At 61.9% G+C, this 11,893-nt stretch carries 13 protein-coding genes; all 13 read left to right on the top strand.

The features are described 5' to 3' along the window. The first annotated feature begins 18 nt into the window (after window positions 1–18). The 13 genes from ACWF6P_RS24620 to ACWF6P_RS24560 are packed head-to-tail and all read left to right on the top strand — an operon-like array spanning window position 19 to window position 11,866. Complete coding sequence (locus tag ACWF6P_RS24620; protein ID WP_452622841.1) at window positions 19–1,812, top strand: nickel-dependent hydrogenase large subunit; 1,794 nt, start codon at window positions 19–21, stop codon at window positions 1,810–1,812. A 3-nt stretch (window positions 1,813–1,815) separates the two neighbouring features. Then, the gene (locus ACWF6P_RS24615; protein WP_452622840.1) at window positions 1,816–2,718 is read left to right on the top strand and encodes a NifU family protein; all 903 of its coding nucleotides are present in this window, start codon (window positions 1,816–1,818) and stop codon (window positions 2,716–2,718) included. 36 nt (window positions 2,719–2,754) lie between these two features. Continuing rightward, a complete protein-coding gene (locus ACWF6P_RS24610; RefSeq protein ID WP_452622839.1) occupies window positions 2,755–3,375 on the top strand; it encodes a DUF5947 family protein in 621 nt (206 codons plus the stop codon). Then, window positions 3,372–4,010: a DUF6084 family protein gene (locus ACWF6P_RS24605; protein WP_452622838.1), complete on the top strand. Its 639-nt coding sequence runs from the start codon at window positions 3,372–3,374 to the stop codon at window positions 4,008–4,010. The genes ACWF6P_RS24610 and ACWF6P_RS24605 overlap by 4 nt, the downstream gene beginning before the upstream one ends. After that, window positions 4,007–5,386 carry a hypothetical protein gene (locus ACWF6P_RS24600; protein WP_452622837.1) on the top strand — a complete coding sequence of 460 codons (1,380 nt, stop codon included), beginning with the start codon at window positions 4,007–4,009 and terminating at the stop codon, window positions 5,384–5,386. Before ACWF6P_RS24605 ends, ACWF6P_RS24600 begins: the two co-directional genes overlap by 4 nt. Window positions 5,387–5,435: 49 nt before the next feature. Continuing rightward, window positions 5,436–5,555 (top strand): DUF6893 family small protein, encoded by a 120-nt coding sequence (locus ACWF6P_RS24595; RefSeq protein WP_374227973.1) that lies wholly within the window; start codon window positions 5,436–5,438, stop codon window positions 5,553–5,555. Between the two features lie 6 nt (window positions 5,556–5,561). Further along, entirely contained in the window at window positions 5,562–6,056 is a 495-nt protein-coding gene (locus tag ACWF6P_RS24590) for a hydrogenase maturation protease (protein ID WP_378533575.1), read from the top strand. 3 nt (window positions 6,057–6,059) lie between these two features. Next, window positions 6,060–6,347 (top strand): HypC/HybG/HupF family hydrogenase formation chaperone, encoded by a 288-nt coding sequence (locus ACWF6P_RS24585; RefSeq protein ID WP_452622836.1) that lies wholly within the window; start codon window positions 6,060–6,062, stop codon window positions 6,345–6,347. Next, window positions 6,344–8,632, top strand: coding sequence for a carbamoyltransferase HypF (gene hypF, locus ACWF6P_RS24580; protein WP_452622835.1), 2,289 nt, complete (start codon window positions 6,344–6,346; stop codon window positions 8,630–8,632). The genes ACWF6P_RS24585 and hypF overlap by 4 nt, the downstream gene beginning before the upstream one ends. A gap of 16 nt (window positions 8,633–8,648) precedes the next feature. Continuing rightward, window positions 8,649–8,948, top strand: a complete 300-nt coding sequence (locus ACWF6P_RS24575; protein ID WP_030535597.1) for a HypC/HybG/HupF family hydrogenase formation chaperone — start codon at window positions 8,649–8,651, stop codon at window positions 8,946–8,948. Beyond that, the gene (gene hypD / locus ACWF6P_RS24570; RefSeq protein ID WP_452622834.1) at window positions 8,945–10,057 is read left to right on the top strand and encodes a hydrogenase formation protein HypD; all 1,113 of its coding nucleotides are present in this window, start codon (window positions 8,945–8,947) and stop codon (window positions 10,055–10,057) included. The genes ACWF6P_RS24575 and hypD overlap by 4 nt, the downstream gene beginning before the upstream one ends. Then, a complete protein-coding gene (gene hypE / locus ACWF6P_RS24565) occupies window positions 10,047–11,117 on the top strand; it encodes a hydrogenase expression/formation protein HypE (protein ID WP_452622833.1) in 1,071 nt (356 codons plus the stop codon). Before hypD ends, hypE begins: the two co-directional genes overlap by 11 nt. After that, on the top strand, window positions 11,117–11,866 hold the full coding sequence (locus tag ACWF6P_RS24560) for a DUF6390 family protein (RefSeq protein ID WP_452622832.1): 750 nt from the start codon (window positions 11,117–11,119) through the stop codon (window positions 11,864–11,866). The genes hypE and ACWF6P_RS24560 overlap by 1 nt, the downstream gene beginning before the upstream one ends. The last annotated feature ends 27 nt before the right edge of the window (window positions 11,867–11,893 follow it).

Below are 11,893 nucleotides of genomic sequence, written 5' to 3'. Positions count from 1 at the left end.
TCTCTGGGAGGCACTGCAATGACGGCCATCGTTCCCGAACCCACCTCGACTGCGGACCGCGACGGTCTTGTCGAGATGGCGTGGGACCCCATCACCCGAATCGTCGGCAGCCTGGGCATCTACACCAAGATCGACTTCGCCAATCGCGAAGTGGTGGAGTGCCACAGCACGTCGTCGATCTTTCGTGGGTATTCCCTGTTCATGAAGGGGAAGGACCCGCGCGACGCGCATTTCATCACCAGTCGTATCTGCGGCATCTGCGGTGACAATCACGCCACGTGCTCGTGCTACGCACAGAACATGGCGTACGGCGTCAAGCCTCCGCATCTGGGCGAGTGGATCGTCAATCTCGGCGAGGCCGCCGAGTACATGTTCGACCACAACATCTTTCAAGAGAATCTGGTCGCGGTCGACTACTGCGAGAAGATGGTCTCCGAGACGAATCCCGGTGTGTTGGCGCAGGCGGAGAACACGCGCTGCCCGCACGAGGATCAGCATGGTTATCGTACGATCGCCGACATCATGCGGACTCTCAATCCGTTCACGGGTGAGTTCTATCGGGAGGCGCTGCAAGTCTCGCGTTCGACCCGTGAAATGTTCTGCCTGATGGAGGGTAGGCACGTCCACCCGTCGACGCTCTATCCCGGTGGGGTCGGCACGGTCGCGACGATCGAACTGATGACGGACTACATGTCACGGCTGATGCGGTACGTCGAATTCATGAAAAAGGTCGTGCCCATGCACGACGACCTGTTCGACTTCTTCTACGAGGCGCTGCCTGGTTACGAAAAGGTGGGCCTGCGGCGGACCTTGCTGGGTTGTTGGGGTTCGTTCCAAGACCCCGAGTACTGCAATTTTTCGTACAAGGACATGACCGACTGGGGACGGAAGATGTTTGTCACTCCCGGTGTGGTTGTCGACGGAAAGTTGGTCACCACGGATCTGGTGGACATCAACCTCGGTATCCGAATCATGCTTGGCTCCTCGTATTACGAGGACTGGAGTGATCAGGAGATGTTCGTCAAAGCCGATCCGCTGGGTAACCCGGTCGATCGCAGGCACCCCTGGAATCAACACACCAACCCCCAACCGCAGAAGCGGAACCTCGAGGACAAGTACAGCTGGGTTATGTCTCCGCGATGGTTCGACGGAAAAGACAATCTCGCTCTGGACACCGGCGGGGGAGCATTGGCTCGTCTGTGGAGCACCGCTCTTGCCGGCCTGGTCGACATCGGATACCTCGAGTCGACCGGACACAGTGTGAAGATCAATCTTCCGAAAACAGCGTTGAAGGGTCCGGTCTCGCTGGAGTGGAAAATTCCGGAACACGGCAGCAACACTCTCGAAAGGAACCGTGCGCGAACCTATTTCCAGGCGTATGCAGCGGCCGCTGCCCTTCATTTCGCCGAGAAGGCGCTTGTCGAGATCCGGGCCGGCCGCACCAAGACATGGGAGTCGTTCGAGGTCCCGGACGAGGGTATCGGCTGCGGATTCACCGAAGCCGTCCGCGGAGTTCTCTCACATCACATGGTGATTCGTGACGGAAAGATCGCGAACTATCACCCGTACCCACCGACCCCGTGGAATGCGAGCCCGCGCGACAGCTACGGAACCCCCGGTCCATACGAGGATGCCGTGCAGGGTCAGCCGATCTTCGAGGAGAACGATCGGGACCACTTCAAGGGCATCGACATCATGCGGACCGTGCGTAGTTTCGATCCTTGCCTGCCGTGCGGCGTCCACATGTACCTCGGCGGCGGTAAGACCCTGGAGAAGTTGCACTCGCCGACGCAGTCCGTGACCGGGGAGTGATCGATGGAACAATCGGCCGACTACTGGCGCGGAGCAGGTGAGCGCATCGAGACGTTGTTGCAGGCCAATGCCGGTGCAGGCCCGGTGGCCAAAGATCGCGCCGAGCAACTGGTGCGTGAGGTCGTGCAGTTGTACGGCGCAGCACTCGAACGCACCGTCGCGCTGGCGGATCCGGCCACGATGGATGCGATGGTTCGCGACGATCTGGTGTCCAGCCTGCTACTGGTGCACGGACTTCACCCACACGACGTGGAGACCCGCGTCCGCACTGCGCTCGACAGCGTCCGTCCGTACCTCGGTTCGCATGGCGGCGACGTCGAACTGATCGAGGTGGCGGGCGGCGTGGTGCGACTACGGCTTCTCGGGAGCTGTAACAGCTGTCCTTCGTCCTCGGTCACCCTCGAAACCGCCGTTCAGGATGCGGTGCAGGCGGCGGCACCAGAGACCACCGGAATAGACGTCGAAACACCCGACCCGCACGAGGTGAAGTCGGGTGTGATCTCGGTCGAGTCCTTGTTCTCGCACGTACACGCAGGCGGGGGAGGTGCGCACTGGGTGGAGGTCCCCGAATTCGCCGAAGTCGACGTGGGCGAGGTCGCGGGGTTCCGGGTATCGGGCACCGATCTGTTGGTCTGTCGCTCCGGTGACGATCTGTACGCGTATCGCGACCATTGCCCAGTGTGTGAGCGCTCGATGGCGGGGGCTGTGCTCGAACGCATGATGGGCCGACCTGCCCGAGACGCCGCCGTCCTCACCTGTCCGACGTGCTCTGCCCACTTCAGTGTGTACGGAGCGGGAGCGCGGGTGGGCACCGGCTCCGAGCACCTGGCGCCGGTGCCGGTGCTGATTCGCGACGGGGTGCTCTCGGTCGCGCTTGCTGACGATTCAGTGATACCGGTGACCTAGCCGTGAACGCAGCCCGGTCATGAAAGTCACTGTGTCATGAAAGTCACTGTGGGAGAAGTGCTCACACGAATCGCCACGACGCGTGCCGTTCCGACCGGACCGCGGTGTGAGATGTGTGCGGCGGGCATAGGCGACGAACACCAACACGTCGTGGACGTACAGGTCCGGAGCCTGATGTGCGTGTGCCGTCCCTGCTATCTACTTTTTGCGCCGGTCGACGCGGACCTTCGATACAAGGCGGTTCCCGATCGGTATCTCGAATTTCCGAACTTCGACCTCGGACCTGGCCGGTGGGAGTCTCTGGAAATCCCCGTCGGCCTGGCATTCTTCTTTCGAAACTCATCCCTCGACAAGTACATAGTCTTTTACCCGGGACCGGCCGGAGCTACCGAATCCGAGTTGCCCATCGACTCGTTCGAGACTGTACTCGCGGAGAATCCGGGGCTTTCGCAGATGCGGGCCGACGTCGAGGCGTTGATCGTGTCGGTGCCCACGTCAGGACAATCGCCGAGATGCTTTGTTGTTCCCATCGACGCCTGTTACGAACTGGTGGGACGGTTGCGGTCCGTGTGGCGCGGATTCGACGGTGGTCAGGATGCCGCACGCGCAGTGGACGAGTTCTTCGGGCGCGTCGAGGCGCGAAGCAGGTCGGCATGACTGTTCTCGACTTCTCGGTCGACAACGTGGAGGTGGAACCGTACGCGGTTACGCCGAATCTGACGGTGAGATTGAGGATGTCGGAATCCACCGGCGCGACCGTCCGTGCGGTGGCTCTGCGCGCGCAGGTTCGAATCGAACCGCACCGCCGACCGTACTCCGACGCGGAAGGCGAAGGTCTGCGCGATCTCTTCGGTCCGCGCGAGCGTTGGTCGAGTACGCTGCGCACCTTCCTGTGGATGGAATGCTCCACGGTCGTTCAAGGATTCACCGGAACAACGGTCGCGGCCTTACCCATGGCGTGTACGTACGACTTCGCGGTGACGGCGTCGAAGTACATGCACGCACTCGGTGACGGAACAATTCCGATCGTGGTTCTACTGAGCGGAACCGTATTCACCGACGGGCAGCGCGGTTTCTCGGTCCAGCAGATCCCGTGGGACAGATCTGCTGCCTACGAATTGCCGGTCGATGTGTGGAAACAGCTGATGGCCACGCATTATCCGGCCTCTGGTTGGGTACGCCTCGACCATGAGACGATTGCCGATCTCGTGCGATTCAAGGCAGCTCACGGCCTCACGGACCTCGATTCAGCCGTGCGGCAGTTGCTGACGGCGAGCCAGGTGCAGCGATGACCCGAACGGAGATGGATCACGACGTTCGGGCCGTGGCCGACGCTGTCCTGTACGAGGGATATCTTCTTTATCCTTACCGTGCCGGCTCGGCGAAGAATCAATCCCGTTGGCAGTTCGGGGTTCTCGGACCGCCAGGCGCCGCCGAGGTCGGAGTCGGCGAGGAACCGTCGATGTCCGCGCAGTGCCTGCTCGGCGAATTCGAGCGGAGGGGCCCTGCTGCCGACCCCGTCGAAGTGACTGCGACTGTGAGATTTCTGCATCACCAGTCGCGGACGGTTGAACGACTCGGCGCCGGCGGCGCGTGGATCCCGGTCGATCGGTTGGTATTCGACGAGCGTGAGTCGATCTCGTGGGACGAAGCCACCGAAACCGAGATCGTGTTGGGTCCGTGGGGTGTGGACGAACTCGAGGCCGGTGTCGAAGAAATTTTCTGCGCGGCGGGAGTTGTCGACGGAGAGACTCTGTCGGACTCGCGGGGCAGAGTAGTCGGACGGATCGTTCGGACACGGCTTCCGGTGAATGGCTTCTTGGAAGTGAGCGCCTCCGCCGGAGACGGACGCACGGTGATTTCCGCGAAGATCATGAACGCCACGAGCGTCGACGCAAGGGACAAGGGCACGGCCACGGCGCAATCGATGCTCGGCACTCACGTCATTGTGAGCTGCACAGGCTCGAGGTTCCTGTCGTTGTTCGACGACGCAGATCACTCGGAGTCGCTGCGGCAAAATCGCTGTTATCCGGTGCTTGCGGGGACCGCGGACCCCACTCACCCTGGTACATCGCCCACCGTTCTGGTGTCACCGATCATCTTGTACGACTTTCCCGAGATTGCGCCGCAGAGCGAGGGATCTCTCTTCGATTCGACGGAGATCGACGAAATTCTCACCCTGAGAATCCTCGCCATGACCGATGAGGAAAAAGCGCGGGCGCGGGCAACCGACGCCAAAGCTTCCGACATCATCGACCGATGTGAGCGCTTGACGGACGATGATCTAGCCGGCCTGCACGGTGTGCTGCGAGATCCGCACGCCGGTTCTGATCTGATACCCGAGGTGCCTGACGGTGTGGACTGGTGGACCCCGGAAGCCGACACCAGTGTTCAACCACGCACCGACGCAGTTCTGATCAACGGCGTCCGCGTCTGTGGTGGAAGTACAGTTCGGCTTCACCCCTCACGTCGCGCTGATGCTCAGGACCTGTTCTTCGACGGCCGGATCGCCCACGTCGCGACCATTCATGAAGACGTGGACGGCGACATTCATGTTGGGGTGACACTCTTGGACGATCCGGCCGCCGATCTGCACAACTGGTACGGCCGCTACCTGTACTTCGCGCCGGACGAGATAGAGCCGATGCCGCGAGACAGCGTGAGTTGACGTAATTCACAGCTATCGGACTTCACAGCTATCGAGAGGAGAACTCGCCATGAGGAACATGGGATTGCTGTCGACGGCACTTCTCGGCGCCACCGCGATCGCAGCCGCGGTCGTTCTGGTGGTGTCGATGCCGGACATCCAGCGTTATCTGCGAATGCGAAAGATGTAAAACGCTGTGCGCGTGCTGATTGCAGGTGTCGGAAACATATTTCTCGAAGACGACGGATTCGGCCCCGAAGTTGTTCGGGCGCTGCAGCATGAGATTCTCCCGTCGGGAGCTCGCCTGGTCGACTACGGGATTCGGGGCGTGCATCTGGCCTACGACTTGTTGGAGTCGTGGGACGCGCTGGTGCTGATCGACGCCTTACCGGTGACCGGAGTCCCGGGGAAGCTCGCGATCATCGAAGTGGACCCCGAAAGTGAAGGTCCGCAAGGAGGTTTCGACGCACACTCGATGCATCCGAGTTCGGTGTTTGCCAGCCTGCAAGCCCTCGGCGGAACACTCCCGCGGACGTTCGTGGTGGGGGCACACGCGAAATCGATTGGCGACGGAATCGGATTGAGTGCAGAGATGCGTGATTCGGTAGGGCAAGCCGCCTCTGCGGTGATGGCACTCGTCCGGTCGATCGACGTGGATTGTGATGCCACCACACTGGGGCCGGAGGTGTGAGTCATGTGTCTGGGGATTCCGGGACGGGTACGCGAACTACTGGAGGGATACGGCGGTCAACTCGCCCTCGTCGACGTGGAAGGTGCACCACGCAAGGTCAACATCGGAATGCTCGACGAAGGCGCCGTCACGGCAGGTGACTGGGTAGTGATCCACATGGGTTTTGCAGTCGAGAAGGTCGACGAGCAGGGAGCACGCCACGCTCGGGCCGGCCTCGAACTGATGGGCCGTGGTGATCATGACGGTGAGATCGACGACTCCGATACTGGTACGGGCGAGGTCGGGACATGATGATCGCCTGCCGTGTCATCGTTCGCGGCGTAGTCCAGGGGGTGGGATTCCGGCCGTTCGTTCATGCGACTGCCACCGAGCTGGGACTCTCGGGTTCGGTGGGAAATTCTGCTCTCGGTGTCGTGATCGACGTCGAAGGCGACGGAGAGGCAATCGATGCATTTGTCGCTCGGGTGCGCAACCGCCCCCCACCGCTGGCCCGGGTGGAGTCGGTAGAGCGCGAGGACTCGCGGCCGGTAGGTCGTCAGGGGTTTTGCATAATCGAGACGGATGCGGGGTCGGTCGGGCGCACCTTGGCGCCGGCCGACGTCGGGATCTGCGACGATTGCCTCCGCGAACTGACCGATCCGAGCGATCGACGATTTCGTCATCCCTTCATCACCTGTACCAATTGTGGTCCACGATTCACGATCATCGAGTCGCTGCCCTACGACCGGGCCGCCACGACGATGAAACGGTTCCCGTTGTGCGCGACCTGTGCGGCGGAGTACGTGGATCCCTCGGACCGGCGGTTTCACGCGCAACCGATTGCCTGCCCGGAGTGCGGTCCGACGCTCTCATTCGTGGAACGGGGCACGGACGCGGTGAGCGGCGAGGCCGCACTGCTACGAGCCCGATCGCTACTACGAGACGGGAAGATTCTTGCGGTCAAGGGGATTGGAGGGTTCCACCTGGCCTGCGATGCCCACGACGATCGCGTGGTCCACGAATTGCGTGAACGCAAACATCGAGCAAGCAAGCCGTTGGCGGTGATGGTGCGAGATGTGCGAGAAGCCGGAGAGCTGGGTGCGGTCGGGGATGCTGAGGCCGATGCCATGTCCTCGCGCGCGCGTCCGATAGTGCTGGTTGCCAAAGCGTCTGGCTATGCACTTTCGCCCTCGGTTGCGCCCGGCATTCCGGATATCGGAATCATGCTGGCCTACAACCCGATTCAGCATCTTCTTCTGGGTTTGGCCCGAGATGCTGCGGGCCCGGCGGTGTTGGTCATGACATCGGCGAACATCGGTGGAGAGCCGATTCTGTACTCCGACAACGATCTCGATCGATTGGGTGACTTGGCCGACGGGGTATTGACCCACAACCGTCCGATCTTGATGCCGTGTGACGACTCGGTGCTGCGAATAGTGGACAGCCGACGACAGTTGCTTCGTCGCTCGCGCGGATATGCACCGCTGCCCGTCACCGCGCCGTTCGACGTACCGCCTACCTTGGCGGTCGGGGCCGACCTGAAGAACACCTTCTGTCTTGCAGAGGGCGGATATGTGTGGCCGAGTCAGCACATCGGAGACATGGGCGACCTTGCTGTCATCGACAGTTTTGCTGCGTCGGAGAGTCACTTCGAATCGATCACGGGAGTAGTGCCGCACCAGATTGCCTGTGACGAGCATCCGCGGTATCACTCGTCCTCGTGGGCTCGCAGTCGTAGTGGTGACCGACCGGTGCGCGTCGTCGGGCATCACCACGCACATGTGGCTTCCGTGATGGGGGAGAACGGCCGGGACGGGAGCGAACCAGTTCTCGGAATAGCGTTCGACGGCACCGGCTACGGGGCGGACGGCGCAGTGTGGGGAGGGGAACTACTGATGGCGACGTACAAGGGTTATCGCCGTCTCGCGCATCTGGGATACGTACCGCTGCCCGGGGGCGATGCCGGAGTGGAACGGCCGTACCGAATGGCGCTCGCCCACCTGTGGCATGCGGGGTTGGACTGGGAATCCGACCTCGCGCCCGTGGCAGCATGTCCACCCCGAGAGCAGTCGGTTCTACTTCATCAGTTGGAGACCGGTTTCGGGTGTGTGGACACCTCCAGCATGGGGCGGTTGTTCGACGCAGTCTCCTCACTGACCGGGGTCCGACAGAGGGTCGACTACGAAGCGCAGGCTGCCATCGAGTTGGAGGGGGTTTCGCGGGGAGTCGACAGCGCCGGTTCGCGGTACACCTTCGACGCGGTGCAGTCGGACGACGATTCGTGGACAGCAGATCCTCGGTCGGTCATTCGGGCTGTTGTCCGCGATCTCCGGGAGAAGGTGCCCGCCGAAGTGATCGGCGCCCGTTTCCACGAATCCGTAGCGCACCTGGTGCTCGAGTGGGCAATTCGTGGTCGGGAATTGGCGGGAGTGGACGAGGTAGTACTCACCGGAGGTGTCTTCCAGAACCCTCTCCTGCTCGTTCGGGCGTGTGCTCTGCTCGCAGCCGCTGGATTCATGCCGCTGACAGGACTGGAGTTACCACCGAACGACGGCGGTCTCGCCTACGGCCAAGTGCTGGTCGGGAGTTCGTCATGAGGTCAGGAGTTGTGCCATGTGCTTAGCCGTACCAGGACGTATCGAGTCCCTGGAGGAACGCGACGGAACGACGATGTCGGTGGTGAACTTCGGTGGCGTCCGAAAAGAAGTGTGCCTCGAGTACATTCCGGGCGCCCAAGTCGGCGAGTACGTCGTGGTGCACGTCGGATTTGCCATCCAGCGACTCGACGAGGAATCCGCTCGCAGCACGCTGGCGGAATTCGAGCACCTCGGCGTACTCGAAGAGGAATTCGGTGACGGGTTCGAGAGGGCTGCCCGGGCCGCGGGGATCGAACCGAAGGAGAAAGAATCATGAAGTATCTGGACGAGTTCTCCGATCCGGAACTGGCCGGGAAACTGCTGGATCAGATCCGCGCGCTGGCCACACGGCGATGGGCGATCATGGAAGTGTGTGGTGGTCAGACACATTCGATCATCAGACACGGCATCGATCAACTACTTCCGCAACAGATCGAGATGATCCACGGACCCGGATGCCCGGTCTGCGTCACCCCGCTCGAGATCATCGACAAAGCTCTCGAAATCGCGGCAAGACCCGATGTCATTTTCTGCTCCTTCGGGGACATGTTGCGAGTTCCGGGGAGTTCGTCGGATCTGTTCCGGATCAAGAGCGCCGGCGGCGACGTGCGGGTGGTGTACTCACCGTTGGATGCTCTGTCCATTGCCAAGGAGAATCCGGACCGGCAAGTGGTGTTCTTCGGGATCGGATTCGAGACCACCGCGCCGGCCAACGCCATGACCGTCTATCAGGCCAATCGCCTGGGTATCGAGAACTTCTCGCTACTCGTCTCGCATGTTCTGGTCCCGCCGGCGATGGCCGCGATTATGGACTCGCCAGAGTGCCGCGTGCAGGCATTTCTGGCGGCCGGGCATGTGTGCAGTGTGATGGGAACGTCGGAGTATCCGGCGCTGGCCGAGAAGTACAAGGTCCCGATCGTCGTCACCGGATTCGAGCCACTGGATCTGCTGGAGGGCATCAGAAAGACGGTGCTGCAGTTGGAATCGGGTCGATACGAGGTCGAAAATGCCTATGCCCGTGCTGTGACGGCCGAGGGCAATACCGCAGCGAAGGCGATGCTCGAGGACGTATTCGCGGTGTCGGATCGGACCTGGCGCGGCATCGGATCGATCCCGGACAGCGGTTGGCAGCTGGCACCGAAGTATGCGTATTTTGATGCCGAAGAGCGTTTTTCGGTGACCGATATCCATACTGACGAGTCGAGCGTCTGCCGTTCCGGAGAAGTGTTGCAAGGCTTGATCAAGCCACACGAGTGCAGTGCCTTCGGGAAGGAATGCACTCCGCGGAATCCGCTCGGTGCCACGATGGTGTCTTCCGAGGGGGCGTGCGCTGCGTACTATCTGTACCGGCGCCTGGAACTTCAGGAGGCGGGTCATGCCGGCTGAGGAGACTGCTGTCGCGGACTTGTCGGCGTGGGTCTGCCCACTGCCGCTGCGTGATTCGCCGAACATCGTCATGGGGCACGGTGGTGGGGGAGCGATGTCCGCCGAGCTCATCGAGCACCTGTTCCTGCCCTCGTTCGGAAGCGCTGCCGATGCAGAACTCGGTGACGCGGCCGTGTTCGACGTCGGCGGGGTGCGGCTCGCCTTCTCGACCGACTCGTACGTCGTGAAACCCATGGTGTTTCCCGGCGGAACGATCGGTGACCTTGCTGTCAACGGAACGGTGAACGACCTGGCGATGGCGGGAGCGCAGCCATTGGTGATGTCGACGGCATTCATCCTCGAGGAAGGGACGGCGCTGACCGACATCGCGGGAATCGCGAAGGCACTCGGGCGGGCCGCGCACATTGCCGGCGTCCGACTGGTGACGGGTGATACCAAGGTTGTCGATGCCGGTCACGGCGACGGAGTCTTCATCAACACCGCGGGGATCGGGATTGTCGCCGATGGTGTGGACATCAATCCCACCCGCGCACAAGAAGGTGACGTCGTGATAGTCAGCGGCGACATCGGCGTTCACGGAGTGGCCGTGATGAGTTGTCGCGAAGGTCTCGAATTCGGGACCGAGGTGCGCAGTGATTGCGCTTCCTTGAACGGCGTGGTCGCCGACATGATTGCCACCGACGTCGACATCCATGTTTTGCGCGACCCTACCCGGGGCGGAGTTGCCGCGACCCTCAACGAGATCGCTCAGGCGTCGAACATCGGGATTGCGCTGGTGGAGCGAGATCTGCCGATTCCCGCTGATGTGCGCGATGCCTGTGGGCTACTCGGCTTGGATCCGTTGTACGTCGCAAACGAGGGCAAGTTGATCGCTTTCGTTCCACGCGAAGATGCCGACCGAGTTCTGGAAGCGATGCGCGCCAATCCCCTGAGTGTGGGAGCTGCCGTGATCGGGAAGTGCGTGGCCGAACATCGCGGAATGGTGGTGGCGCGAACAGCATTGGGAGGCAATCGGGTAGTGGATTTGCCGGCGGGTGAACAACTTCCGCGGATTTGCTGATGACTGCCGTCGGTATGGACGGGCCGGTGTTGTTTGCTCGTTACGCGTATCCGCCGAACGAGTTGGGGTACTGCGGACCCGACGATCCTTCGGTGCTGCTTCGACAGGCCCACGGCATCTCGGCGAGTGGCGACCGTGACCGCGCTCGTCAATTCGACGGTGCGTGGCCGTACCTCGAGGCATTGGCCGTAAGTGCGGGCATCGACGACCCCCTGGATTCGCGAGTGATCGAAGCTTATTGGGTGGGAGGTGATCTCCTCGACTCTCTCGATTCGGGGAAGTTGTTGCAGCACCTGAGAACAGCCTTCGGTGAACGCGAGAACACCGGGTTCCTCCCCGTCCTCGGGGATCGGGACCGCGCGCTCGCTCACCACAGCTTTCACGTACTTCTGGTGTATCCGTGGGTCAAACTGCTTCGGAAGCGCGGTACGGTCCCTCTGTCCGTCCTCCAGAATTGCCGGATCAGATGGGGAGTGGTCGAGGACGTCGGCGAGGAGCACGCGTTGGTGGTTTCGTCCCCGCTCGAGTTCGACGGTGAGAAACTCGCACGCGGCACGCCGGTAACGCAACGAGTGCGATGGAGCGTTGACGGCCGCTCACTTGCGGCGACGCCCGTCCCGGGCGCCGTGGTGACGATGCACTGGGATTGGCTGTGCGACAACATCACTGCCGAGCAGTCACAGGCGTTGGATGCCGCAGAAGACTCGGCATTGCAGATCGCGAACCAGATGCTGTCGACCGATACGTGATCGTTGGTTCCTCTCCCGGACGGAGGC

It is taken from the genome of Rhodococcus sp. NPDC055024 (assembly GCF_053608585.1).
The sequence above is the reverse complement of the archived record's forward strand: the minus strand, read 5'-3'. Positions and strand labels throughout refer to the sequence as shown.

What these genes read in the sequence shown, in the direction of transcription:
- ACWF6P_RS24620 (WP_452622841.1), top strand. Translation starts at nt 19, where the DNA reads ATGACGGCCATCGTTCCCGAACCCACCTCGACTGCGGACCGCGACGGT.
- ACWF6P_RS24615 (WP_452622840.1), top strand. Translation starts at nt 1,816, where the DNA reads ATGGAACAATCGGCCGACTACTGGCGCGGAGCAGGTGAGCGCATCGAG.
- ACWF6P_RS24610 (WP_452622839.1), top strand. Translation starts at nt 2,755, where the DNA reads ATGAAAGTCACTGTGGGAGAAGTGCTCACACGAATCGCCACGACGCGT.
- ACWF6P_RS24605 (WP_452622838.1), top strand. Translation starts at nt 3,372, where the DNA reads ATGACTGTTCTCGACTTCTCGGTCGACAACGTGGAGGTGGAACCGTAC.
- ACWF6P_RS24600 (WP_452622837.1), top strand. Translation starts at nt 4,007, where the DNA reads ATGACCCGAACGGAGATGGATCACGACGTTCGGGCCGTGGCCGACGCT.
- ACWF6P_RS24595 (WP_374227973.1), top strand. Translation starts at nt 5,436, where the DNA reads ATGAGGAACATGGGATTGCTGTCGACGGCACTTCTCGGCGCCACCGCG.
- ACWF6P_RS24585 (WP_452622836.1), top strand. Translation starts at nt 6,060, where the DNA reads ATGTGTCTGGGGATTCCGGGACGGGTACGCGAACTACTGGAGGGATAC.
- hypF (WP_452622835.1), top strand. Translation starts at nt 6,344, where the DNA reads ATGATGATCGCCTGCCGTGTCATCGTTCGCGGCGTAGTCCAGGGGGTG.
- ACWF6P_RS24575 (WP_030535597.1), top strand. Translation starts at nt 8,649, where the DNA reads ATGTGCTTAGCCGTACCAGGACGTATCGAGTCCCTGGAGGAACGCGAC.
- hypD (WP_452622834.1), top strand. Translation starts at nt 8,945, where the DNA reads ATGAAGTATCTGGACGAGTTCTCCGATCCGGAACTGGCCGGGAAACTG.
- hypE (WP_452622833.1), top strand. Translation starts at nt 10,047, where the DNA reads ATGCCGGCTGAGGAGACTGCTGTCGCGGACTTGTCGGCGTGGGTCTGC.
- ACWF6P_RS24560 (WP_452622832.1), top strand. Translation starts at nt 11,117, where the DNA reads ATGACTGCCGTCGGTATGGACGGGCCGGTGTTGTTTGCTCGTTACGCG.